The sequence below is a fragment of the Bradyrhizobium sp. 17 genome (genome assembly GCF_023073515.1).
In the GTDB taxonomy this organism is placed as follows: Bacteria; Pseudomonadota; Alphaproteobacteria; order Rhizobiales; family Xanthobacteraceae; genus Bradyrhizobium; species Bradyrhizobium canariense_D.
This window is the reverse complement of the sequence record NZ_JADPJQ010000125.1, coordinates 98,319-120,936: the sequence shown is the minus strand read 5'-3', so window position 1 is coordinate 120,936 and position 22,618 is coordinate 98,319. Positions and strand designations below refer to the sequence as shown.

Genomic DNA, 22,618 nt, shown 5'->3' with positions numbered 1-22,618 from the left:
CGTGCGGCCGCAATCCCGCTCTATTCTGCGACACCAGACACTGTGTCTCTGCGTCCGGCGTAAGGTCTCGGTCACTATTACAGCCACTTCTTCCACTTGAAGATCCAGTACGGAACGATCGCCGCAATCAGCATCAGCACCAGCGCGAACGGATAACCGTGCACCCATTCGAGTTCCGGCATCGATTTGAAGTTCATGCCGTAGATCGAGGCGATCAGCGTCGGCGGCATCAGGACAACCGCCATGACCGAAAACAGCTTGATGATGTTGTTCTGCTCGAGATTGACGACGCCGAGCATGGCGTCGAGCACAAAGGTGATCTTGCTGGAGAGATAGGAGGCATGATCGGTCAGCGAGACGACGTCACGCTGCATGGTCTTGAGCTGCTCGCGCATGTCCTTCGACCATTTCACGCCCTCCACCACCGCGGAAAGGAAGGCGACGACGCGGCCGATCGAGACCAGGCTCTCGCGAACCTTGGAGGTCAGATCGCCCTTGCGGCCGATCGAGATCAGGATTTGCGAATATTGCTTGGCGTGACCGTGGCGCTCGCTCTCCGGCTCGAAAATGTCATGGGAGACCTGATCGATCTCGGCGCCGCAGCGCTCCAGGATGTCGGCGCAGCGGTCGATCACGGCATCGAGCAGCTCCATCAGCACCATCTCGCCGGTGATGGCCGGTGTGCAGGAACGGGCCAGCTTGGCCTCGACCAGCGCAAAGGGCTTGGGCTGGTCATAGCGCACCGTTACCAGGCGGTGGTCGCCCAGAATGAACGTGACCGCCGTGGTCCTGGGCATGTCGGTATCGGATTGGCACATCAGCGTCGCGGTCATGTAGCGCGCGCCGTTCTCCATATAGAGGCGGCTCGAGATCTCGATCTCCTGCATGTCCTCCCGGGTCGGGATTGCGATCCCCGAGAGCTTCTCGACGGCTTTGTCCTCGGCCGCGGTGGGGTTGACCAGGTCGATCCAGACCGCATGCTCCGGGACTGCTGCGAGATCCTCGATGACGGCCTTCTTGAGGGAGGACTCGAAGGGAACGAACACAGAAAACATGCACAACTCCAGCAGGGGCCTGCGACAGACTGACAGCGCTTAGCGCGATTCTGACAAGTTGATGATGACAAGCACATTAACGGAGCGTTTGCATTTGTGGCGACGCCATGGCCCAACTGTGGCACGGAATCGACACTTACGACCGTTTTACCCAAAAACCGGCTCTGGCCCGCAAAACTTGCGGCAGAAAAGCCACAGGTAAGGTCTTGCAGCGCGGGAGAAGCGTCGTGAGGCTGGAATTGTGGCAGATTTCAACGATAATGGGGCCAACGGATCGTGGAATTGGGCTTACTCAAGCTCCACGAAAGCTTGTTGTTGTCGATTGGAACCAAATCATGTCGTCGCTGAAAGTTACGCTGGGTATTTTGGCTGCTGGCCTGATGCTGTCGGGCTGCATGCAGGCCACGCATTTTGAAGCGACCGACACCAAGGCCTTCAAGCCGAAGGACAAGGAACTCCTTGCCAAGGTTCGGTACGAGAACACCCCGGTCGCAGAGCCGTTCCGCCGCGCCATCGTTGAGTACCACCGCAAGGAATCGCCGGGCTCGATCGTGGTCGATTCCGACAACCATTACCTCTACTACGTTCTGGATGGCGGCAAGGCGATCCGCTACGGCATCACCGTCGGTGAAGAAGCCATGGCTTGGTCGGGCATCGCCAAGGTGGGCAGCAAGACCGAGTGGCCGGCCTGGCACCCCACCCCCGGCGAAATTTCGCGCCTGGGCGTGCCCACCTTCGTCGCCCCCGGTCCGGACAATCCAATGGGCTCCCGCGCGATGTATCTCTACTCCGGCGGCAAGGACACATTGTTCCGCATTCACGGCACCAACCAGCCGGAATATATCGGCGCGTCGATCTCGTCGGGCTGCATCCGCCTGACCAACGAGGACGCGATCGACCTCTATGATCGCGTCAAGGTCGGCACCCTCGTTGTGGTGCTCGAGCCCAAGCATGGCGACTCGCCCTACAATTCACGGCTTGCGCTCGGCGGCAGCCAAACTGGCCAGGCGGGCAGCTACTGATCAGGTACCTGATCTCTGACATTCAAAAGCGCCGGTTTCACCGGCGCTTTTTTGTTGCCGGCTTGTGCGGCCGGCTTTTGTGGCCGTCGGCCGCCGGCTTGTCCGCAGAGGCAGCCGACTTCTCCGCCGCCTCGTCGTCAATTCCTTGCTTCGTCTCGGGCTTGGCCTCGGGCTTCGCTTCGGGTTTGGCCGCGACCTCACGCGGCGGCGCCTCCTCGGGCCGTTCCGCCGGCAGCAGCGGGGCAACCTGCGGCAGCGGATCCCAGACGTTCCACTGGCAGATCCGGTAGTCGTTGCGCCGCTGCGCGAGATCGAGATGGATATGGTCCTCGTGGTACCAATCCGAGCCGGGGCCGAGCACAGTCGAAAAGCGCGAGCAGACCGAATGCAGCACGCGCTCGCGCACCTCGCGCGGCATGGTGCGGTCGGTCAGGCCGATCGACTGCCCATTAGCGAGCTTGATGGCGCGCACATCGATCGCATTGGCCTTCCCGTGCTCGGACAGCATGGCGCCGACGACGCGGTTGCGGCCACGACACTCGAAGCTGTCGAAATTCTCGAGATCGCTGATGGTCGAGCCGAGGCTCGCGGCCAGCGGCACCACGTCCTTGCGCACCCAATCGGCGATTGCGGATGCCATGGTGCAGCGGAGGATCGCCGCCGGCTTGACCGCCACCTTGCGCTTGTCCGGCAGCACGATGGCCTCGAGCCGCACCAGATCCTCGCCGCCACAGGCGCCGGGGCCGCGGATATCCGGGATCGAAGGCGCGATCGCGATCTCCTCGGTCAGCGCGAGGCGGCACGCCGAGGCCTGCTTCTCGGGCGGCGGCGCCGCCTCGGCGGGCTTGGTGGCGCCTGGTTTGTCCGCGGAAGGCTTTTCCGCGGAAGGCTTGCCGCCGGTCTCCGCAGGAGCCTCGTCCGATGCCTTAGCCGACCCCTTGGGGGCCTCCTCGGGGCGAGGTTTTGGGAGCGGGATCCTGCCAGAGATATTGGCAGAATGAACCGTGGCGCGCGGCCGTGGTGCAGCAATACCAAAGATGTCCAGCGGGGACCCATATTTGCGCGCCTCTGCCCGATCCGCGAGCCCGAGCGCGACGGTAACCATTGCCGCGCCGACGGACATATAGCCGCGACAAGACCATTTGCGGCGAAAGGCGGGCAGGCTAAAACTCATGACAATTCTTTGGCCCAACGCTGAGAGCGACAATCCGCCCAGCGGCTTCTCGGAGGAACGACGGAATGCTTGGTTTGATGCAAGACTGGCCCCTGCTCTGCCACAGGATCATCGAACACGCCGCCAAGATTCATGGCAAGCAGGAGGTCGTGACGCGCTCGGTCGAGGGACCGATCCATCGCACCACCTATGCCGATATCCACAAGCGCGCGCTCAAGGTCTCGCAGATGCTGGAGCGCGACGGCATCAAGCTCGGCGACCGTGTCGCAACGATCGCCTGGAACACCTGGCGCCATCTTGAGGTCTGGTACGGCATCATGGGGATCGGCGCCATCTGCCATACCGTCAATCCCCGCCTTTTCCCCGAGCAGATCGCCTGGATCATCAACCACGCGCAGGACCGCATCGTGATGACCGATATCACGTTCATTCCGGTCCTGGAGAAGATCGCCGACAAGCTGACAAGCGTGGAACGCTATGTCGTGCTCACCGACAAGGCGCACATGCCGCAGACGACGCTGAAGAACGTGGTCGCCTACGAGGACTGGATCGCGGAGGCCGACGGCAAGTTTAAATGGAAGGACTTTGACGAGAACACGGCGGCCGCGATGTGCTACACATCGGGCACCACCGGCGATCCCAAAGGCGTGCTGTATTCGCATCGCTCCAACGTGCTGCACGCGCTGATGGCCAACAATGTCGACGCGCTCGGTACCAGCGCCTCCGAAACCATGCTTCCCGTGGTGCCGCTCTTTCACGCCAACAGCTGGGGCATCGCCTTCTCCGCGCCGTCGCAGGGCACCAAGCTCGTGATGCCCGGCGCCAAGCTCGACGGCGCCTCGGTCTATGAGCTGCTCTCGACCGAGAGGGTGACGCATACCGCCGGCGTGCCCACGGTGTGGCTGATGCTGCTCCAGCACATGACCGCGAACAATCTGAAGCTGCCGGACCTGAAGATGGTGATCTGCGGCGGCTCGGCGATGCCGCGTTCGATGATCAAGGCCTTCCTCGACATGGGCTCGAACGTCCGTCACGCCTGGGGCATGACCGAGATGAGCCCGATCGGCAGCGTCGCGGCGCTGAAGCCGCCGTTCCAGAATGCGACCGGCGAGGCGCGGCTCGACGTGCTCCAGATGCAGGGCTACGCGCCGTTCGCCGTCGAGATGAAGATCACCGACGATGCGGGCAAGGAACTGCCGTGGGACGGCACGACCTTCGGCCGCCTCAAGGTCGCCGGCCCGGCCGTCGCCAAGGCCTATTACCGGGTCGACGCCAACATTCTCGACGAGGACGGCTTCTTCGACACCGGCGACGTCGCGACCATCGACGAAGCCGGCTACATGCGGATCACCGACCGCTCCAAGGACGTGATCAAGTCCGGCGGCGAGTGGATTTCCTCGATCGAGCTGGAGAACCTCGCCGTCGGCCATCCCGCGGTGGCGGAAGCCGCCGTGATCGGCGTGTTCCATCCCAAATGGGACGAGCGTCCGCTGCTGATCGTGCAGCTGAAGCAGGGCCAGCAGGCCAGCCGCGAGGACATCCTGAAGTTCATGGATGGCAAGATCGCCAAATGGTGGATGCCCGACGACGTTGCCTTTGTCGACGGTATCCCCCACACGGCGACGGGCAAGATCCTGAAGACCGCGCTGCGCGATCAGTTTAGGGAATACCGCTTCCCGAACGCGGCGGCGTAGGCCATCTCGGACGTTGTGCCCGGGCTTCGTCCCGCCTGCGGGGCCAAAGCCCCTTCGGCGCGGCGACGGCCCGGACATCCGCGTCCTCATGGCAAAAAGACGTGAATGGCCGGTCAAGCCCGGCCATGACGATGCAGCCTTCTGCGGAACTCTTGAATTTGCCCGCGGGCCGTGGTCTCAACGGCCCATCGTCGTGCCAGATCGGCCGGCACCGTCCCCAAGATCCCGGCAGAGCTGACCCGATGGCCCGCAGGTTTTCCGCTCCCTACCAGTCGGAGCCCGTGTCCAGCCTCGCGAGCTGGGCGCGCAATCTGGCCGTGTTCGCCGTGGTGGCGGTGGTGGTCTCGATCATCATCGTCCGGTTCGGCTTCCTGGAGATGAAGCCGGCGCTCGCGACCTTCTTCGGCGGGCTCGGGATTGCCGCGCTCTCGATCCTGTTCGGGCTCGCCGGCTTCGCCGCGATCTGGCAGAACGGCTCGCGCGGCATGGCGCGCATCCTGCTTGCGTTCCTGATCGACGGCGCGATCCTCGCCTATCCCGCTTATCTCGGCCTGCAATACCGCAAGCTGCCGGCGATCCACGACATCACCACCGACCCGATCGACCCGCCGCGCTTCGACGCGCTGGCCCGCCTGCGCACCGGCGATGGTGCCAATACCGCTGTGTATGCCGGCCTCTATTCGGCCGAGCAGCAGCGTCAATTCTATCCCGATATCGAGCCGATCGAGCTCGAGATTTCAGTCGACCGCGCCTATGCGATCGCGCTTCAGCTGGTCAACAAGCGCAAATGGTTGATCATCGACGAGCGCGCGCCGCAGCCCCCGCGCCGCATCGGCCGCATCGAGGCGGTGGCGCGCTCACCGATCATGGGTTTCCGCGAGGACATCGCCATCCGGGTCGTGCCCGACGGCGAGGATTCCCGCGTCGATATCCGCTCCGCCTCGCGCTATTTCGAGAGCGACCTCGGCAGCAACGCCGCACGCGTGAAGAAATTCATCGACGATCTCAACACCGCCGCCGATGCCGACGCACTCAAGCCGGTGAAGAAGACGCCGGTGGCGCCGCCGAAGGCGCCGGCGAAGACGGTGAAGAAGTGACGGAAGGCTAAGCGTTCGCCATCCGATAGGTCCCGCCGATCACGGGATCGCCGTCCGTCGCCACCACGCCGCGGGCGACCAGGTCTTCCAGATGCGCCAGCACGGAATAGCCCGCCGCGGTGGTGAGCCTCGGATCGATGCCGATATAGATCGCCCGGACCATGGTCGGGATGTCGGTCTCGCCCTTGGCAAGGCGGTGCAGGATGGAGGCCTCGCGCGCCTTGCGGTGACGGATCAGGAAGCGCACGAAGCGCGGGCCTTCTGGAATTTCGGGGCCGTGACCGGAGAAATACACATCCTCCTCGCGCGCGGCGAGACGATCCAGCGATTCCATGTAGTCGATCATCGAGCCGTCGGGCGGGGCCACGATCGAGGTCGACCATCCCATCACGTGATCGCCGACGAAGTTGAATTTTCGCTCGGGCCAGGCAAAAGCGAGGTGGTTGGCGGTATGGCCGGGTGTCGCCACGGCCTCGAGCCGCCAGCCATCTCCTTCGACCACGTCGCCATGGCCGATCCTGATATCGGGCGCGAAGTCGCGGTCGGCGCCGGATTCCGGGTTGTGCTTCTCGCTCTCGAAGCGCGGGCGCGAGGCGCGGTGCGGGCCTTCGGCGTAAACTGGCGCGCCGGTCGACCGCTTGATCCGCGCGGTGTTCGGCGAATGGTCGCGGTGGGTGTGGGTGACGAAGATATGGCTCACCGTCTCGCCGCTGACGGCATCGAGCAGCGCCGCCGCATGCGCCTCGTCGTCCGGACCGGGATCGATGATCGCGACGTTGCCCCGGCCCACGATGTAGCTGACCGTGCCGGTGAAAGTGAACGGACTCGGATTGTTACAGAGCACGCGCCGCACGCCGGGGCGGACTTCCTCGACGATGCCGGGCTTCAGCGGAAAGTCGCGGTTGAACGGGACGTCGTCGTTGTCGGACATGGCTTGCTCGTACCTTGCTGACTTCGTCATGCCCGGCCTCGTGCCGGGCATCCACGTTCTTCGCGTGGTCTAAGACGTGGATGGCCGGGACAAGCCCGGCCATGACGCGATTGGAGAGTTCAGTCGCATCCCACACTGGGGCGGTTTGCTCAGAAAAACGCCTGAATGCCCGTGATCGCGCGGCCCAGGATCAGGGCGTGGACGTCGTGGGTGCCCTCGTAGGTGTTGACGGTCTCGAGGTTATGGACGTGGCGCATCACGTGATACTCGATCGAGATGCCGTTGCCGCCGTGCATGTCGCGCGCGACGCGGGCGATGTCGAGCGCCTTGCCGCAATTGTTGCGCTTCATGATCGAGATCATCTCGGGAGCGAACTTGCCCTCGTCCATCAGGCGACCGACGCGCAGCGAGCCCTGAAGGCCCAGCGCGATCTCGGTCTGCATGTCCGCGAGCTTCTTCTGCACGAGCTGGGTCGCGGCGAGCGGCTTGCCGAACTGCTTGCGGTCGAGCGTATACTGGCGGGCGCGGTGCATGCAGTCCTCGGCCGCGCCGAGCACGCCCCAGGAAATGCCGTAGCGGGCGCGGTTGAGGCAGCCGAACGGGCCTTTCAGGCCGGAGACGTTGGGCAGCAGCGCGTCTTCCGGAACCACGACACCGTCCATCACGACCTCGCCGGTGATGGAGGCGCGAAGCGACAGCTTGCCGCCGATCTTCGGTGCCGACAGGCCCTTCATGCCCTTCTCCAGCACGAAGCCGCGGATCTGGTTGTCGTGCGCGGCCGACTTGGCCCAGACCACGAACACGTCGGCGATCGGCGCGTTCGAGATCCACATCTTGCTGCCGGTCAGGCGATAGCCGTCCGACACCTTCTCGGCGCGCGTTTTCATGCCGGCCGGATCGGAGCCGGCATCAGGCTCGGTCAGCCCGAAGCAGCCGACCCACTCGCCGCTGGCGAGCTTCGGCAGGTACTTCTTGCGCTGGTTCTCGTCGCCATAGGCGTAGATCGGATACATCACCAGCGAGGACTGCACCGAGTTCATCGAGCGGTAGCCGGAATCGACCCGCTCGATCTCGCGCGCGACCAGACCATAGGCGACATAGCCTGCATTGGCACAGCCATATTCCTCCGGCAACGTGATGCCGATCAGGCCGAGTTCGCCCATCTCGTTGAAGATCTCGCGATCCGTCTTCTCTTCGAGATAGGCCTTGGCGACGCGCGGCAGCAGCTTGTCCTGGGCGTAGGCGCGCGCGGTGTCGCGCACCATGCGCTCGTCTTCGGTGAGCTGCTCGTCGAGCAGGAACGGATCGTCCCACTGGAAAGAAGCCGAAGCCGGCTTGTCCTTGGCCTGAGGGCGCGCGGTCATGAAACGTCCTTTCGTCTGGTTCCGTCAAAATTTGCCCGACAAAGTAAAGCGCCGCGGCAACAAGTGCAATTGCGTTGCAGATGTACGGGTCTGCGTGATTCCCGGGGACCCGCGAGGCGCGCCTCGGGGGATGCGCTTCGCGCACCCCTGGATGACAGCGCTAGCTTTCGAGTAGCTCGTTGGCGACGATCTCGATGCCGAAGCCCGAAAGGCCCTTGTAGTCGTGCACCGAGGAGGTGAGATGCCGGATCGAGGTGACGCCGAGATCGCGCAGGATCTGTGCACCGACGCCGACTTCGCGCCACTGGCGGTTGCGGTCGGCCTCGGTCGCGCTCTCATCGGGCAGCGGCGCCACAGGGACACCGGCCGCACCGTCGCGCAGATAGACCAGAACGCCACGGCCCGATTTCTTGAAGTGCTCGAGCACCGCCGCCATGCGCTTGTGGCCGGTGAAGATGTCCTTGACGATGTTCGGCTTGTGAAAGCGTGTCAGGACGTTCTTGCCGTCGCCGACGCCGTTGTAGACGAAGGCGACATGGGCGATGGAATCGAACGGCGAGCGGTAGGCATAGCCCTGCAGCGGCCCGATCGGGCTCTCGGTGACGAAGGTCGAGACCCGCTCGATCAGTTTCTCGCGCACCTGGCGGTAGGCGATCATGTCGGCGATGGTGACGTGCTTGAGCTTGTGCTGGGCGGCGAAGCGGGCGACCTGCTCGCCCTTCATCACGCTGCCGTCGTCGTTCATCAACTCGCTGATGACGCCGACCGGCGGCAGGCCGGAGAGCTTGCACAGGTCGACCGCGGCCTCGGTATGGCCGGAGCGCAGCAGCACGCCGCCGTCCTTGGCGATCAGCGGGAAGATGTGACCGGGACGGGCGAAGTCGTTGGCGCCGGCATTGGGATTGGACAGCGCGCGGCAGCACGAGGCGCGCTCCTCGGCCGAGATGCCGGTGCCGCCGTCGGGCTTGTAGTCGATCGAGACCGTGAATGCGGTGGTGTGCGCTGAGTCGTTGTGGGCCACCATCGGATCGAGCCGCAGGCGGCGCGCATCTTCGCTGGTGATCGGGGCGCAAACGATGCCGGAGGTGTGGCGGATGATGAACGCCATCTTCTCGGCGGTGCAGAACGAGGCGGCGACGATCAGATCGCCCTCGCCCTCGCGGTCTTCGTCGTCGGTGACGACCACGAGCTCACCCCGGGCAAAGGCCTGCAAGACTTCCTGGACGTTATCCGGCATTTCCCAATCTCTATCGGTTATGGCCCGGAGGCTTAGCCGGACTTGAGCCGGGGCGCTAGTGTCCCCGGCGCAACCGCATATGCCGGACCGCAGCCCTGCCCGACGGGCGGCTCGCGTCGGGCCTAAGCCCGGTGAGAAGCCGGCCGGGAGCGGTCAGGGCAGCACTTCGCGCCGCTCGCCGAGCCGCTGATCGAGCTCGGCCCGCTTGTCGGCCAACAGGCCGGCCTGGGCGGCCTCGATCACCGTGAACAGCTCATGGGCGTCGCTGAGCCGGGTCACGGTGACATAGCTGGCGCCAGCCGCGTAGAGTTCGTCTACATCCGACAACAGATCGGCCGTGGCAATGATCATGGCGGTCGGGTTGAGGGTGCGGACGTGGCGGACCAGCTTCTCGTTGCTGGCACCCTTCAGAAGCGCATCCGGGACGCTGAGGATGATCATCTCGGATTTGCCGACGCCGGCATGGAGCAGCGTGTCGGCGCTGCTGATATCGCCATAGATCACGTGCAGGCCGCGCGACAGCAGCGTCTGGTACACATTGGGATTGAAGTCGATCACGGTGATCTGCTCGAGCAGCACCGGTGCCTGCCGCTCGATCTCGGCCAGCAGCGCGCTCGCCGCACGGAAAAAGCCGAGGATGACGATGCGGCGCGCCTCGCCATGGCCCTCGTGTCCTTCCTCGCCGTGGCCATTGCCGTGGTCGAGATCGCGCAGGCCGATCCGCTTCAGGGGACCGATCGCCCAGCGGGTGATCTCGTCGCTGCGGGTCATCACGAAGGTCGAGAGCACCGCCAGCACCACGAAGGCGAAGGAGGCCGCGTTCGCCGTCTGGGCTGCGATGTGGTGGTCGGCAACGCCGGTCTGGATCACCACCAGCGAGAACTCGGAGATCTGCGCGAGATTCAGGGCCGGCAACAGGCTGGCGCGCAGGCCCTGCTTCATCAGATAGAGCGGGACGAAGGTGGTCACGAGGCGGCTCACCACCGTGAACGCCGCGATCATCAGGGCAAGTCCGATCACGGAGAGGCCGGGCACGGGAATGGTCATGCCGAGCGCGACGAAGAACAGCGTGATGAAGAAATCGCGAAGCGTGGTGACCTTGGCCGTGACATCGAGCGCGTAGGGAAAGGTCGAGAGCGAGACGCCGGCGATCAGGGCGCCCATCTCGCGCGACAGCGACAGCCGCTCGGCGGTCTCGGCGACCAGGAAGCACCAGGCGAGCGCGCCGAGCAGGATCAACTCGGGGCGGCGGGCGATCTGGTGAAACAGGCGCGGCAGCACGTAGCGGCTCACCAGCAGTGCCGCGGCGACCAGCACCGCGACCCGCCCGATCGAGAGCAGGATCACGCTGATTTCCAGATTGGCAAGGCTCGGCTGCACCGCTAGAAACAGGATGGCGAAGATGTCCTGGAGCACCAGCACGCCGAGGGTGATGCGGCCGGGCAGCGTGTCGAGCTCGCGCTTCTCGTAGAGCACCTTGACGATGATGACGGTGCTCGACAGCGCGCAGGCGACACAGAGGTAAACCGCATCGAACTGTCCGCCCCCGAGCGACAGGCCGATGCCGACGAAGAACAGCACCCCGAGCAGGCAGCCGCCGAGGAGCTGGCCGCCCGCCGCGAACAGGATGACCTTTCCCGCCCGCACGATCTTCTTCAGGTCGATCTCCAGGCCGATCATGAACAGCATGAAGATCAGGCCAAGCTCGGAGATGACGCTGATCGATTCCTGCGACTTGACCCAGCCGGCGCCAAATGGACCAATGCAGAAGCCGGCGATAAGATAGGCCAGGATCAGCGGTTGCCTGGAGAAGTGGGCAAGCAGGCCCAGCATCCAGGCAAACAGGATACAGAGAGTGATGTCGCGAATGAGCTCGTGCATGCCAGATTGGTCCGTTTTGCCGCACCCTAGTGATCGAGTGCGTTGCGGCAAGCGAGCAATTCGTCACATGCGGATGGGGCTCGCCATTGCACTGCTGCTATGCCCCCTCGCCTGCTCCGTGCCCGCAGCCGCTCAATCCAAGGTGAATATCGAACAAAACTTTGCAGATTCCCTCACCGCACTGCCGAAAGAAGAACTCGCCGTCGCCGGCGGGTTCTACGTGCCCGCCTATTCCAGTGTCGCGATGAGCCAGGGCAAGCTGCGCGTCGACTTCTCGGTGACCCTGAGCGTGCACAACGCCTCCGAGACGCAAGCACTGGTTGTCAAACGCATCGCCTATTTCGACACCGCAGGCAAGCAGGTCGAGAGCTATCTGAAGGCGCCCGTCGCGTTGAAGCCCCTCGCCACCGTCTCAATCTTCATTCCGACCGACGACGTACGCGGCGGGACCGGAGCCAATTTCCTGGTCGATTGGGCCGCAGCAAGCGAGATCGCCGAGCCTGCTGTCGAGGCCTTGATGGTTGGCGGCGTCGCCAATGCGCATTACGCTTTCATCAGCCAGGGCCGTCCGACCCGGACGGCCGGCAAGAACTAAGGCCGTCTGTCCGCCGGATGCGGGCAAAAGAAATAGGCATGGCCGACGCAACGCCGGCCGGCTCAAAAAGAAAACAACGAGGAACGCTCCCATGACGTCCAGCTTCGATTTTGCGCCCCTGTTTCCCGCAGGGCTGCCGGCCCCCTCTGCGCGCTGGACGGGCCTCGCCAAATACAGTTTTGTCGGCGGCAACAACGACTCCGAGCAGGTGCCGCTCGATGATCTGATCGAGGCGGCCAATCTGGCTCTGCAACGCGAAGGCCGCTCGCTCGCCACTTACGGGCTGGCACATGGTCCCCAGGGCTATCTGCCCTTGCGCGAATTCCTGGTGGCAAAACTCAAGCGCGATGCCGGCATCAACTGCACGCTCGACGATCTCCTGATCGTGTCCGGCTCGCTGCAGGCGCTCGACCTCGTCAACGCCACGCTGCTGACGCGCGGCGACACCGTGATCTTCGAGCAGGATAGCTATCAGGGCTCGCTGACCCGCCTGGCACGGCTCGGAGTCAACGTGATTGGCATTCCCCTCGACCACGACGGCATGCGCATGGACGTGCTGGCCACGACGCTGGCCGACCTCAAGGGCCGCCGCATCCGTCCGAAATACATCTACACCATTCCGACCGTGCAGAACCCGACCGGCAGCATCATGCCGGAGGGCCGCCGCACCGAGCTGTTGCGGCTGTCGGCAGACTACGGCGTGCCTGTTTTCGAGGACGATTGCTATGCCGATCTGGTCTGGTCGGGACAGCGGCCGCCGGCGATCCATGCGATGAGCCCGAACGGCGGCGTGATCCATATCGGCTCGTTCTCCAAGTCGATCGCGCCGGCGCTGCGCGTGGGCTTCATCGTCGCGCCCTGGGATCTGATGTCGCGGATGCTGGCGCTGAAGACGGACGCCGGCTCAGGCGCGCTGGAGCAGATGGTGCTCGCTGCCTATTGCAAGCCGCATTTTTTGACCCACGTGCCGGCACTGACGAAGGCGCTACGGACCAAGCTTGATACGCTGATGGAGGCCGTCAACGAGCAGTTCGGGACGGCCGCCGAGTTCGAGGAGCCCAAGGGCGGGATCTTCCTGTGGGTGAAGCTGCCCGATCAGGTGGATACGCTGAAGCTGTATCAGGCCGCGCTTGCCGCCGGCGTATCGATCAATCCGGGGCCGGAATGGTCGACTGACAAAAACCACTCCAGATCGCGACTGCGGCTGTGCTTTGCGAGCCCCTCGCATCAGCAGATCCGCGAGGGCGTGGCCGTGCTGGCCGAGGTCTGCCGCAAGGAGTTCGGCGTGCCGGCCCGCAGTGCCAATGTGGAGAATCGAGCTTGAGCCTTCAGACGATCTGGGGCTGGCTGCCGTGGATCGCGGAGGCCAGCCGCAGCAGCAGCACAATCGAGACGTTGCCCTTTCCGGCCTCGATCTGGGCGATGTAGCGCTCGGATATCCCGGAGCGGCGGGCGAGCTCCCGCCGCGACAGGACGCAGCGCATGCGCGAGGACTTCAAGCGGTCGCCCAGCTCGGCTAGAAACGCGCTCTCGGAATAAGGCGGCACGGCGCAGCTCCCCGGCAGCACCTCGCCTGCGAAATCCCTGACTTGATTCAGCATCGGTTTATCCAATTTCCCTTCGGGAGCGCCATCCTACCGGGGAAACGGGCTGCCTCATTGACGCGGATCAAATTCGCGCGCGAATGGCGGTCAGCGTGGACGATGGCGCGCGGGATGCTACACTTCGGAATTCTTTGCAGGTGGGGCCTTTCAGGACATGAGACGTTGTTTGTGCCGCTCTATCGCGGCAGCAGTGCTGTGGGTTGCGTTCACGCCCGCGGCCGGTGCCGAGTCGCTTGCGGCGACCGTCGAGCAATGGGGCCTGCTTGGCTCATGGGCGGTCGATTGCGCCGGCCGGCCCGACCGCGAGAAGGGCGCGCTCTTGACTTACGAGATCCGGAAGGACGAAAGGGTGATGTACCGGCGCAATTTCGGCGAGGCCAAGGACGAAAACGAAGTGGTATCGGCGATGGTCAGCGCCGACGGCCTGCTCAATGTGATGGTGTACTTCCCCTTGCTGCAGCAGACCCGCGAGTTCGGCCTCCTACTCTCGAAGCAAGGCAGCTTGCGCGCAATCTACAATCGCAGTGAGCGCGGCGAATACACGATCAGGGACGGCAAATACGTCGCCACTGGCGCGCCAACACCTGCACAACAGCGCTGCGATTAACTCACCTGAACAGGCGTTCAGAATTCTCCTGCGATTCCTCCGGAACGTTCCCGCGAATGCGCCGTTTAGATTTGCATTCCATTGGAGGAGGACATCATGAAGAAGATTGGTTATGTGCTTGCCGCTGTCGGCGCGCTCGCGGTTGCAATGCCGACGCTCGCCAGCGCGGAGACGGTAGTGATCAAGCGCGGTGGTCATCATCACGGCATGTATGGCGCCCGCGCCGAATACGGCATTCATCGCGATCACGGCTGGCATCGCGGCTGGCGCCATCGCGACCGCGTCGTCGTGATCAAGCGTGGTCACCGTCATCATTGGGACTAATGCGCAACGCAATATGGAAATGGCCCTTCACGGGGCCATTTTCTTTGCGTGCCTTCTTCCTTCTCCCCTTGTGGGAGAAGGTGGCGCGAAGCGCCGGATGAGGGGTATCCCTCGGCGAATTCAAACTGACAAATGTGCGCGCGGAGAGAGACCCCTCACCCGTCTCGCCGCTGCGCGGCGAGCCACCCTCTCCCACAAGGGGAGAGGGTCCGGCGGTGCGGCCCAGCGTCGACTCTCAGTCCCATGCCGGCGCGAAGCCGGGATTGACGCAGCGCCTGTCCTTCGGCAGCGCGGCGATCTTGTTGCGGTCGGCATCGTCGAGCGTGATCTTCAGCGCGTCGAGATTGGCCTGCTGGCTCTCTCGGCGCGAGGCTTTCGGGATCGCGGCGACACCGTCCTGGTCCAGCAGCCATTTTAGCGCGACCTGCGCCGCAGTTGCATTATGCTTGGCGCCGATCTCGGCCAGCACCGCATCTGACGCGATGCGTCCCTGCGCCAGCGGGCAATAGGCGACCAGCGGGATCGACTTGGCGTTGAGATAGGCCAGCACCTTCGATTGATCGAGCATGGCGTGGTATTCGATCTGATTGCATGCGATCGGCGCCTTGATGTCCTCGACCGCGATCTTCAGCAGCGCCGCGGTGAAATTGGCGACGCCGATCGCCCGCGTCCGCCCCTCCTGCTTCAGCGTCATCAAGGTCTCGAACACAGCACCCCAGTTCGCCGCCTTGGACGGCCAGTGCACGAGATAGAGGTCGACATGATCGAGCCCGAGCTTGGTCAGGCTGGCGTCGAAAGAGCGACGGATGGCGTCGGGGCTGAGGTTCTCGTGCCAGACTTTCGTCGTGACGTGCAGCTCGCCCCGCGGCAGCCGGGCCGCGGCGAGCGCCGCGCCGATCGGTTCTTCGTTGCCGTACATCTCTGCGGTATCGATATGGCGATAGCCGATCGACAGTGCGCTCTCGACCGCCGCGCGGCAGGTATCGCCCTGCATGCGGAAGGTCCCGAGGCCGAGCTTGGGCATGCTGATGCCCTGTGTCTTGAGATTATCCATGAACAAGTTCCTGACATCGTTCGGCCCGCCGGAGGCCAGCAGCGATGCTGCGTGAGCAGACTCTTCGGGGATGGAAAAGAGGTGGCGGGAGCGGACAGCATAGTGCGGCAGACGCACGGCGGCCAATCAAGATCGGGTTAGCGACCTAGGAATGCTGCGCCACCACGGCTGGACGCGTCTGCGGCTGCGGCTCGATATCGACCGACCAGAGATCCCGGTTGTCGACGTCCTTCAGCGTCACGGTCATCACGCCGGTTCGGCCATCGATGTCGACCTTGCCGAAGAACTGCAGTCCGAAACAGGGCGCGAGGTTTTCGCCCTGCGCCTCACTGCACCCGTTCTGGTACATCGCGACCGGACCAAAGGTATTGTCGAGCTCGCCCGGGCCCCAGGTTCCGGCGTGCAAGGGCCCCGAGACGAACTCCCAGAACGGTTCGAACTCCTGGAATTGCGCCCTGTTCGGATCGTAATAATGCGCGGCGGTGTAGTGCATGTCGGCGGTGAGCCAGACGATGTTGCGGATTCCGGCGCGCTTGATGGACGCGAGAAGATCGGCGATCTCGTGCTCGCGCCGGTCGGGCGGCCCATCACCCAGCGCGACCGCATCGAGACTGACCAGGCCGATCGGCAGATCGGCCGCGATCACCTTCCAGGTCGCGCGCGAGGCCGCGACTTCACGCTTCAGCCAGGCGAGCTGCTCGGCACCCAGGATCCAGCCGCGATGATCGTCGCCCTTGTTCCAGCTCTCGTCGCGATAGCTGCGCATGTCGATCATGAAGACGTCGAGCAGCGGACCATAGGCGATCTTGCGATAGACCCGCCCCTTTCGCGCGCCGATGTCGCGGATCGGCATGAAGTCGAAGAACGCGCGACGGGCGCGCGCGACCAGGCGCGGGGTGCCGTCATCCTCGTGGCCGGCGGCGTCATAGCTGCCGGTCGGCGACCAATCGTTGGTGACCTCGTGGTCGTCCCATTGTGCAAACATCGGCACCTCGGCGTGGAAGGCGCGGAAGTGCTCGTCGAGATGGTTGTATTTGTAATTGCCGCGGAACTGCGCCAGCGTGTGCGCGACCTCTGATTTCTCCTCGGTCACGACATTGCGCCAGATCTCGCCGTTCGGCAGCTTCTGCTCGGAGGGGATCGTGCAGTCGGCGTAGATGTGATCGCCCGAGTGGATGAAGAAGTCCGGGCGATTGTCGAGCATGGTGCGATAGCTGCGGTAGCCGCCGCGCGATGTGTCGATGCCCCAACCCTGCCCCGCGGTATCGCCGGACCACAGGAACGAGATCGACTGGCCGGCAGCCGGCGCAGTGCGGAAATGGCCGATGCGACTTTCACCGGCATCGTCGAAGCGCACACGATAGAAGATGTCCTGCCCGGGCGGCAGATCGTCCAGCAGCAGTTTCGAGGTGAAGTCGTCATCGGGCGACGCATCGCTCGAAGCCGACGCGATCACGGTCTTGAAGCTTTCCACGGATGAATAATCCACCCGCATCCGCGCCTGCCTGTCGGCGCGCGCCCAGATCACGGCGGAGCCATCCGAGACGTCGCCGGACTGGATGCCGCCTGCGATCTGCGGACGATCCGCGGCGCGGCTGAGATGCGGCGTTGCGAGCGCGGCAACGGCGAGGCTCGAGGTGGAACGGACCAGGAATTGCCGCCGAGTCCAGGCGCGCGAGGCGCGGAGCGCTACCATTCAGGAAACCTTCGTCGACTAGCGACGGAAGGTGCCTGCGTCGTTTGACCCCCGGCTTACGGTTTCTTGACCGCGGGCCTACGGTTTTGCAACGTGCCGGATGACGGCTCGGAGCTGACCTAGTGCTTCCAGTTGCAGATGCCGCCGCTGCGGCACGGCCAGGTCTGGATCCGGGTGTCCATCGCCTGCGCGTCGAGCGGATTGCCGTGGCGATGCGCGAGCTTGGTGCGTGCCGCGCCGCGTGGCTGCGCGGGCTTGACGTGCGCGACCTTCGGCTCCGACACGCGCACGCGTTCGGCGGCGACCTTCTTCGGCCCGTCGACCGGCTCGGCGCGCGCCTGCGCCTCGTTGCCACCGCGCGCCTCCAGCGCGACCGGCGCGAACCGGGTTTCGGGCCCGAGCCGCTTGGGCGACAACACCGCCTTCGAAAGATCGAGGCCGAGATAGTCGTCGGGCTTGTAGTCGTCAGCGCGCGCGACGCCGCCCCATGCGAGCACGAGGGCAACGGCCATTGCAAAAGGAGCGCTCTTCAGAATCACGGACGCCTCCTGAAATTGATTGTTAAGAGGTAATTTACCTCTATTTAGGAGGCGTCGCGCGCAATTCCAGCGGTCAGCTGCCGCCGTGGTTAAGAAGTTTGGCGGTGTCAGGCGACCTTTCGCGGTGCACCCGTCTCTTCAAGAAACCCCATTAGACGGGTACGGATGATGGTTTCCGCCTCAGCCATGATCCTGTCGACGAGTTCCTTGCAGGTGGGGATGTCGTGGATGAGGCCTGCGACCATTCCGCAGCTCCAGGCGCCGGCGTCCATCTGCCCATCCAGCATGATCCTGGGATAGACGCCCGCGACCTGGTCGTGGATGTCGTCGATCTTCAGCTTGTCGCCCTTCTCGCGTTCGATCTCGAGCAGGCGGTCGACATTGGCGTTCTTCAGCACGCGCTCGGTGTTGCGCAGGCTCCGCATGATCAGGCGGGTGTCGCGTTCGGTCGCCGCGACCAGCGCGTTCTTGACGTTCTGATGCACCGGGGCTTCCTTGGTGGCGATGAAGCGCGTGCCCATGTTCATGCCGGCCGCCCCCAGCGACAGCGCCGCGACGAGGCTGCGGCCGTCCGCCATGCCACCGGACGCGACGAACGGAATCTTCAATTCCTCCGCCGCGCGCGGCAGCAGAATCATGTTGGGAATGTCGTCCTCGCCGGGATGGCCGCCGCACTCGAAGCCGTCGACACTGACGGCGTCGCATCCGATGCGCTCGGCCTTCAGGGAGTGGCGCACCGAGGTGCATTTGTGGATGACCTTGATCCCGGCAGCCTTCAGCGCCGGCATGTAGGCTTCCGGGCTGCGGCCGGCGGTCTCCACGGACTTGATGCCGCCTTCGACGATGGCGGCGATGTATTCCGGATAAGGCGGCGCGGCGAAGGTCGGCAGGAAAGTGAGGTTCACGCCGAACGGCTTGTCGGTCATATCGCGGCAGCGTGCGATCTCTTTTGCCAGCAGCTCCGGCGTCTTCTGCGTGAGACCGGTGATGATGCCGAGTCCGCCGGCATTGGAGACGGCAGCCGCCAGCTCGGCAAAGCCGACGAAATGCATGCCGCCCTGGATGATGGGGTGCTCGATGCCGAACAGTTCGGTGATCGCGGTCTTCACTTAAACTACCTCCCGGGCTCTTGCTTGACGTTCGGACCAGTCTAGCCAGACTTTTGCGCCGCGGTCACCCTTTCTCTCCGAACGGCCATTGCTCAATGCCCCCGCGCGGGAGCGCCCAGCTTGATCGGGCGCAGCACCGCGGCGGTCGGGATCATCAGCACCGCGATGATCGCGAGCGTCCAGAACACGTCGATATAAGCGAGCAAATCGACCTGCTGCTGCAAGGTGCGCCCAACCCAGGCGACCGCCTGCGAGGCTGCATCACTCGCGTTCGAGCCCTGAGCCTGGAAGAAGCGGGTCATCGTCTCGATGGTCTGCTGATAGCCGAGGTCCGATGGCGCGGCGTGCTCGATCAGGCGGCTCTGGTGGAATTGCTGGCGCTGCGCCAGAATTGTCTGCGCCAGCGCGACGCCCATGGAGCCGCCGATATTGCGGGCGACGTTGATCAGCGCCGACGCCTGGTTGGTCTTGTCGGGCGGCACACCGTCATAGGACGCGGTCGTGACCGGCAGGAACAGGAAAGGAAGACCGAGCGCGAGGAAGATCCGCGACATCGCGGCATAGCCGTAGGTGATATCGCCGGTAAGGCCCGTGAGATGCCACATCGAGAAGGCGACGATGGCGGCACCGAACATGATGAGATATTTCGGCTGCACGCTGCTGACGAGGCGGCCGACCACTGGCATCAGCACCAGGGTCGCGACGCCGCCGGGCGACAAAGCGAGACCGGCCAGCATGGCGGTGTAGTTCAAATCGCTCTGGAGCAGTTGCGGCAAAAGCTGTGTCGTCGAGATCAGCACCGCGCCGGTCGCAAGCATGACCAGGAAGCAGGCGGCGAACTGGCGACGGCCCAGCAGGCGGAGATCGACGATGGGATCCTCCCGCGTCAGCTCCCACGGGATCAGCGCAAGCAGTGACATGGCCGAAAGTACCGCGAAGAACACGATCATGTTCGAGCCGAACCAGTCGTTGCGCTGGCCTTCGTCGAGCACGTATTCAAGCGAGCCGAGCCCGATCGCGACCAGCAGGAAGCCGACATAGTCGACCCGCAGGCCCTTGCTCAGCAGCTTCTCCCGCTCCTCCTCCGCATCCGAGGGCTCGTTGACCAGCGTGCCGACCAGAAACAGCGACAGCAATCCCATGGGGACGTTGATCAGGAACACCCAGTGCCAGGTGTAGGTGTCGGTGATCCAGCCGCCGAGCGTCGGACCGATCACGGGTGCGACCACGACGGCGACGCCGTAGATCGCGAAGGCCTGGCCGCGCTTGTGCGGCGGAAAGGAGTCGGCAAGAATCGCCTGCTCGCTGGTCGCCATGCCGCCGCCGCCAAGGCCCTGAAGGATGCGGAACAGCACCAGCGCCTGCAAATTCCAGGCGAAGCCGCACAAAAGCGAGGAGACCGTGAAGATCGCAACGCAGATCATGTAGAAGCGCTTGCGGCCGATCACGGTCGACAGCCAGCCCGAGATCGACAGCACGATGGCGTTGGCGACGAGATAGCTGGTGATGACGTAGGTGCTCTCGTCGATGCCGACGGCAAGCCCACCGGCGATGTGGCGCAAGGCAACGTTGGCAATGGTGGTGTCGAGCACCTCCATGAAGGTCGCGATCGAGACGACGAACGCGATGAGATAGGGATTGTGACCGCCCGCCGCCGAGCGCTCCGGCGACCAGCCGTCCGCGGACGCACTGCCCTGCGCCGTGTCGGTCATCGCACCCTGGTCCAGGGCACGACCGACATGCCGGGACCAACGGGCAGATCGGCCGGCCAGCTGTCGACCACGATCTTCACCGGCACGCGCTGCACCACCTTGACGTAGTTTCCGGTGGCGTTCTCCGCCGGCAACAGGCTGAACGCGGTGCCGGAGCCCGGCTGCACGGACTCGACATGGCCGGTGAGCTTGCGCGTGGGATAGGCATCGATGCGGATCTCGACCGGCTGACCCGGCCGCATGTCGTTGAGCTGCGTCTCCTTGTAGTTGGCGACGATCCAGACCTCGTCAGGCACGAACATCATCAGGCTCTGTCCGGCTGTAACGAAAGTGCCCTTGGCGCCGCTGAGCTTGACGACGCGGCCGGACTGCGCCGCAACCACGCCGGTATATTGCAGGTTCAGCTTGGCCTGATCGAGCTGCGCCTGCGACTGGTGGAGCTGCGCCCGGGCGCCCTCGAGCTGCGCGTGCAGCGACTTGATGCCAACTTGCGCAGCCGTCACCGCGGTCTTCGCGCGTTCAGTGTTGGCCTGCTGCGCCTGAAGGTCGGAGCGGGTCTGCTGCTGGCGCTGCACGGTGCCGGCCCCCTTCTCGACCAGATCCTGGGCGCGCGCGAACTCTTCCTGCGAGAACTGGAGCTGGGCCTGGGCCTGTTCGAGCTGCGCCTCCGCCTGCTTGATCTGCTCCTGCTGGGAGACGATCTGCGCCTCGACATTGGCGATGTTCGCCCTGGCGACCGCGACCTGCGCATTGGCCTGATCGATGGCGATGCGATAGTCGCGCTCGTCGATCTTGGCGAGAAGGTCCCCGGCTTTGACATGCTGGTTGTCCGTCACGGGTATGTCGGTCACGTAGCCGCCAACCTTGGAGGCCACGGAAAAGCTGCGCGCGGCGACGAAGGCATCGTCGGTGGATTCATAGTGGCGCACCTGGAGCCAATAGAGCACTCCGCCGATAAGGGCCGCGAGCAAGACGATGGTGCCAACGCTTGCCAGCAACCAATGCTCGCGAATCCGCTCTCGCAGCGACGGCGCCTTGGCCGGCTTCGAGTCCGTGGCGTCACGGGCCTGATCAGGAGATATCTTCGGAGCTTCCTTCGCCCTCTGCGGCTGCTCCGCGGACGGTCCACGCTCCCGTGTTTGAGCATCCACGGTGAACACCTTTCTCGGGGATCAAACTGGCGGCAGAGCCGCCAAGGCCGGCACACGCGCCGCGAGCCCAACTGCAACTCCTGATCATGGTTCCGCTTGTTGCGAGCACCATCGCGTTCGTGAACGCCCTGCCCAAAAAGCGAGCGCGGCACAGTGCATGCCGCGCTCGCCTCGATATCTCATGGGAAGCGCACCCGGTCTCAGTGCGTCTTCGTCGCGTGCCATTTCTCGAGATCGGGTTTCACCTCGTCCGATCCCTGCTCCTTTTCCGGAGTGCCCTTCCAGGGCTTGTCCGTCTGCTTGTGCGAACCCCAGTCGCTCTGCTGCCGGGGATCGTCGTTAGGCCGCTCCTTGCTCATCGAGCTTCCTTTCGGTGGAAACGCTTACGCGAAGGGGACACCGTAATAGGAGTTGATCCCGCGAACCGCGGCGTCATCACCCCAGTTCCAATCACTCCGTTCGCCGTATTTGGGCGCGCCTTCCAGTTCCTTGGTGGTGATGCCGGTGACGTAACCGCCGAGCTCCGTGTCGTATTTCAGCGACTGCCACGGCAGCGGATAGTGGTCGTTGCCGAGGCCCAGAAATCCGCCGAAGCCGAGCACGGCGTAGGACACCTTGCCGCTGATCTTGTCGATCATCACGCGTTCGATCGAGCCGATTTTGTTGCGATCGGCACCGTAGACCGATGTTCCCTCGACCTTGTCGCTGCCGATCAACCGACCCATCTCGTTTTGGTCCAGTTCACCCTGATTCAACATCTCAATTCTCCACT

Annotated in this window: 22 protein-coding genes; 7 read left to right on the top strand and 15 right to left on the bottom strand. The window is 64.2% G+C overall.

Annotated elements, in window-relative coordinates; all coding sequences use genetic code 11:
- Positions 1 to 77: 77 nt before the first annotated feature.
- On the bottom strand, positions 78 to 1,055 hold the full coding sequence (locus IVB13_RS34135) for a magnesium transporter CorA family protein (protein WP_018456234.1): 978 nt from the start codon (positions 1,053 to 1,055) through the stop codon (positions 78 to 80).
- A gap of 335 nt (positions 1,056 to 1,390) precedes the next feature.
- Between IVB13_RS34135 and IVB13_RS34130 the strand changes: the two genes are divergently transcribed.
- Positions 1,391 to 2,077 (top strand): L,D-transpeptidase, encoded by a 687-nt coding sequence (locus IVB13_RS34130; RefSeq protein ID WP_018456233.1) that lies wholly within the window; start codon positions 1,391 to 1,393, stop codon positions 2,075 to 2,077.
- 37 nt (positions 2,078 to 2,114) lie between these two features.
- Here IVB13_RS34130 and IVB13_RS34125 read toward each other — a convergent pair whose 3' ends face one another.
- On the bottom strand, positions 2,115 to 3,251 hold the full coding sequence (locus IVB13_RS34125) for an extensin family protein (protein WP_247491695.1): 1,137 nt from the start codon (positions 3,249 to 3,251) through the stop codon (positions 2,115 to 2,117).
- A 65-nt stretch (positions 3,252 to 3,316) separates the two neighbouring features.
- On the opposite strand from IVB13_RS34125, the gene IVB13_RS34120 reads away from it, so the two are divergent.
- A complete protein-coding gene (locus tag IVB13_RS34120; protein ID WP_085352551.1) occupies positions 3,317 to 4,945 on the top strand; it encodes a fatty-acid--CoA ligase in 1,629 nt (542 codons plus the stop codon).
- Between the two features lie 242 nt (positions 4,946 to 5,187).
- A complete protein-coding gene (locus IVB13_RS34115; RefSeq protein WP_085352553.1) occupies positions 5,188 to 6,042 on the top strand; it encodes a DUF1499 domain-containing protein in 855 nt (284 codons plus the stop codon).
- Positions 6,043 to 6,049: 7 nt separating this feature from the next.
- Here IVB13_RS34115 and IVB13_RS34110 read toward each other — a convergent pair whose 3' ends face one another.
- The 4 genes from IVB13_RS34110 to IVB13_RS34095 form a co-directional block, all read right to left on the bottom strand.
- A complete protein-coding gene (locus IVB13_RS34110; RefSeq protein WP_085352554.1) occupies positions 6,050 to 6,973 on the bottom strand; it encodes an MBL fold metallo-hydrolase in 924 nt (307 codons plus the stop codon).
- Positions 6,974 to 7,122: 149 nt separating this feature from the next.
- Positions 7,123 to 8,337, bottom strand: coding sequence for an acyl-CoA dehydrogenase (locus tag IVB13_RS34105; protein WP_007594720.1), 1,215 nt, complete (start codon positions 8,335 to 8,337; stop codon positions 7,123 to 7,125).
- Positions 8,338 to 8,497: 160 nt separating this feature from the next.
- Positions 8,498 to 9,574, bottom strand: coding sequence for a 3,4-dihydroxy-2-butanone-4-phosphate synthase (gene ribB, locus IVB13_RS34100; RefSeq protein ID WP_018456228.1), 1,077 nt, complete (start codon positions 9,572 to 9,574; stop codon positions 8,498 to 8,500).
- 153 nt (positions 9,575 to 9,727) lie between these two features.
- Positions 9,728 to 11,455: a cation:proton antiporter gene (locus tag IVB13_RS34095; protein WP_085352555.1), complete on the bottom strand. Its 1,728-nt coding sequence runs from the start codon at positions 11,453 to 11,455 to the stop codon at positions 9,728 to 9,730.
- Positions 11,456 to 11,522: 67 nt separating this feature from the next.
- Between IVB13_RS34095 and IVB13_RS34090 the strand changes: the two genes are divergently transcribed.
- Complete coding sequence (locus IVB13_RS34090) at positions 11,523 to 12,050, top strand: DUF3124 domain-containing protein (RefSeq protein WP_026233112.1); 528 nt, start codon at positions 11,523 to 11,525, stop codon at positions 12,048 to 12,050.
- Positions 12,051 to 12,141: 91 nt separating this feature from the next.
- Entirely contained in the window at positions 12,142 to 13,374 is a 1,233-nt protein-coding gene (locus tag IVB13_RS34085; RefSeq protein ID WP_247491693.1) for a PLP-dependent aminotransferase family protein, read from the top strand.
- A 4-nt stretch (positions 13,375 to 13,378) separates the two neighbouring features.
- Here the strand turns inward: IVB13_RS34085 and IVB13_RS34080 are convergent, their stop codons facing one another.
- Entirely contained in the window at positions 13,379 to 13,651 is a 273-nt protein-coding gene (locus IVB13_RS34080) for a helix-turn-helix domain-containing protein (RefSeq protein ID WP_018456224.1), read from the bottom strand.
- A gap of 157 nt (positions 13,652 to 13,808) precedes the next feature.
- Here IVB13_RS34080 and IVB13_RS34075 point away from each other — a divergent pair, with 157 nt between their 5' ends.
- Both IVB13_RS34075 and IVB13_RS34070 read left to right on the top strand, forming a co-directional pair.
- The gene (locus IVB13_RS34075) at positions 13,809 to 14,261 is read left to right on the top strand and encodes a hypothetical protein (protein WP_247491680.1); all 453 of its coding nucleotides are present in this window, start codon (positions 13,809 to 13,811) and stop codon (positions 14,259 to 14,261) included.
- Between the two features lie 96 nt (positions 14,262 to 14,357).
- On the top strand, positions 14,358 to 14,585 hold the full coding sequence (locus IVB13_RS34070; RefSeq protein ID WP_247491678.1) for a hypothetical protein: 228 nt from the start codon (positions 14,358 to 14,360) through the stop codon (positions 14,583 to 14,585).
- Positions 14,586 to 14,820: 235 nt separating this feature from the next.
- Here the strand turns inward: IVB13_RS34070 and IVB13_RS34065 are convergent, their stop codons facing one another.
- From IVB13_RS34065 to IVB13_RS34030, 8 genes are all read right to left on the bottom strand, one after another.
- Positions 14,821 to 15,639, bottom strand: a complete 819-nt coding sequence (locus IVB13_RS34065; RefSeq protein WP_247491676.1) for an aldo/keto reductase — start codon at positions 15,637 to 15,639, stop codon at positions 14,821 to 14,823.
- Positions 15,640 to 15,784: 145 nt separating this feature from the next.
- Positions 15,785 to 17,335, bottom strand: a complete 1,551-nt coding sequence (locus IVB13_RS34060) for an alkaline phosphatase D family protein (protein ID WP_247491666.1) — start codon at positions 17,333 to 17,335, stop codon at positions 15,785 to 15,787.
- Between the two features lie 119 nt (positions 17,336 to 17,454).
- Entirely contained in the window at positions 17,455 to 17,874 is a 420-nt protein-coding gene (locus tag IVB13_RS34055) for a hypothetical protein (protein WP_247491664.1), read from the bottom strand.
- 107 nt (positions 17,875 to 17,981) lie between these two features.
- Positions 17,982 to 18,983, bottom strand: coding sequence for a nitronate monooxygenase family protein (locus IVB13_RS34050; RefSeq protein ID WP_007594746.1), 1,002 nt, complete (start codon positions 18,981 to 18,983; stop codon positions 17,982 to 17,984).
- 92 nt (positions 18,984 to 19,075) lie between these two features.
- Complete coding sequence (locus IVB13_RS34045) at positions 19,076 to 20,695, bottom strand: DHA2 family efflux MFS transporter permease subunit (protein ID WP_247491662.1); 1,620 nt, start codon at positions 20,693 to 20,695, stop codon at positions 19,076 to 19,078.
- Complete coding sequence (locus tag IVB13_RS34040; RefSeq protein ID WP_247491660.1) at positions 20,692 to 21,846, bottom strand: HlyD family secretion protein; 1,155 nt, start codon at positions 21,844 to 21,846, stop codon at positions 20,692 to 20,694. The genes IVB13_RS34045 and IVB13_RS34040 overlap by 4 nt, the downstream gene beginning before the upstream one ends.
- 200 nt (positions 21,847 to 22,046) lie before the next feature.
- Positions 22,047 to 22,205 carry a hypothetical protein gene (locus tag IVB13_RS34035; RefSeq protein WP_007594751.1) on the bottom strand — a complete coding sequence of 53 codons (159 nt, stop codon included), beginning with the start codon at positions 22,203 to 22,205 and terminating at the stop codon, positions 22,047 to 22,049.
- A gap of 24 nt (positions 22,206 to 22,229) precedes the next feature.
- Positions 22,230 to 22,604: a PRC-barrel domain-containing protein gene (locus IVB13_RS34030; protein ID WP_007594753.1), complete on the bottom strand. Its 375-nt coding sequence runs from the start codon at positions 22,602 to 22,604 to the stop codon at positions 22,230 to 22,232.
- Between the last annotated feature and the right edge of the window lie 14 nt (positions 22,605 to 22,618).

Coding starts and splice junctions, on each gene's coding strand:
- IVB13_RS34135 (WP_018456234.1), bottom strand. CDS start 1,055: ATGTTTTCTGTGTTCGTTCCCTTCGAGTCCTCCCTCAAGAAGGCCGTC.
- IVB13_RS34130 (WP_018456233.1), top strand. CDS start 1,391: ATGTCGTCGCTGAAAGTTACGCTGGGTATTTTGGCTGCTGGCCTGATG.
- IVB13_RS34125 (WP_247491695.1), bottom strand. CDS start 3,251: ATGAGTTTTAGCCTGCCCGCCTTTCGCCGCAAATGGTCTTGTCGCGGC.
- IVB13_RS34120 (WP_085352551.1), top strand. CDS start 3,317: ATGCTTGGTTTGATGCAAGACTGGCCCCTGCTCTGCCACAGGATCATC.
- IVB13_RS34115 (WP_085352553.1), top strand. CDS start 5,188: ATGGCCCGCAGGTTTTCCGCTCCCTACCAGTCGGAGCCCGTGTCCAGC.
- IVB13_RS34110 (WP_085352554.1), bottom strand. CDS start 6,973: ATGTCCGACAACGACGACGTCCCGTTCAACCGCGACTTTCCGCTGAAG.
- IVB13_RS34105 (WP_007594720.1), bottom strand. CDS start 8,337: ATGACCGCGCGCCCTCAGGCCAAGGACAAGCCGGCTTCGGCTTCTTTC.
- ribB (WP_018456228.1), bottom strand. CDS start 9,574: ATGCCGGATAACGTCCAGGAAGTCTTGCAGGCCTTTGCCCGGGGTGAG.
- IVB13_RS34095 (WP_085352555.1), bottom strand. CDS start 11,455: ATGCACGAGCTCATTCGCGACATCACTCTCTGTATCCTGTTTGCCTGG.
- IVB13_RS34090 (WP_026233112.1), top strand. CDS start 11,523: ATGCGGATGGGGCTCGCCATTGCACTGCTGCTATGCCCCCTCGCCTGC.
- IVB13_RS34085 (WP_247491693.1), top strand. CDS start 12,142: ATGACGTCCAGCTTCGATTTTGCGCCCCTGTTTCCCGCAGGGCTGCCG.
- IVB13_RS34080 (WP_018456224.1), bottom strand. CDS start 13,651: ATGCTGAATCAAGTCAGGGATTTCGCAGGCGAGGTGCTGCCGGGGAGC.
- IVB13_RS34075 (WP_247491680.1), top strand. CDS start 13,809: ATGAGACGTTGTTTGTGCCGCTCTATCGCGGCAGCAGTGCTGTGGGTT.
- IVB13_RS34070 (WP_247491678.1), top strand. CDS start 14,358: ATGAAGAAGATTGGTTATGTGCTTGCCGCTGTCGGCGCGCTCGCGGTT.
- IVB13_RS34065 (WP_247491676.1), bottom strand. CDS start 15,639: ATGGATAATCTCAAGACACAGGGCATCAGCATGCCCAAGCTCGGCCTC.
- IVB13_RS34060 (WP_247491666.1), bottom strand. CDS start 17,335: ATGGTAGCGCTCCGCGCCTCGCGCGCCTGGACTCGGCGGCAATTCCTG.
- IVB13_RS34045 (WP_247491662.1), bottom strand. CDS start 20,695: ATGACCGACACGGCGCAGGGCAGTGCGTCCGCGGACGGCTGGTCGCCG.
- IVB13_RS34035 (WP_007594751.1), bottom strand. CDS start 22,205: ATGAGCAAGGAGCGGCCTAACGACGATCCCCGGCAGCAGAGCGACTGG.
- IVB13_RS34030 (WP_007594753.1), bottom strand. CDS start 22,604: ATGTTGAATCAGGGTGAACTGGACCAAAACGAGATGGGTCGGTTGATC.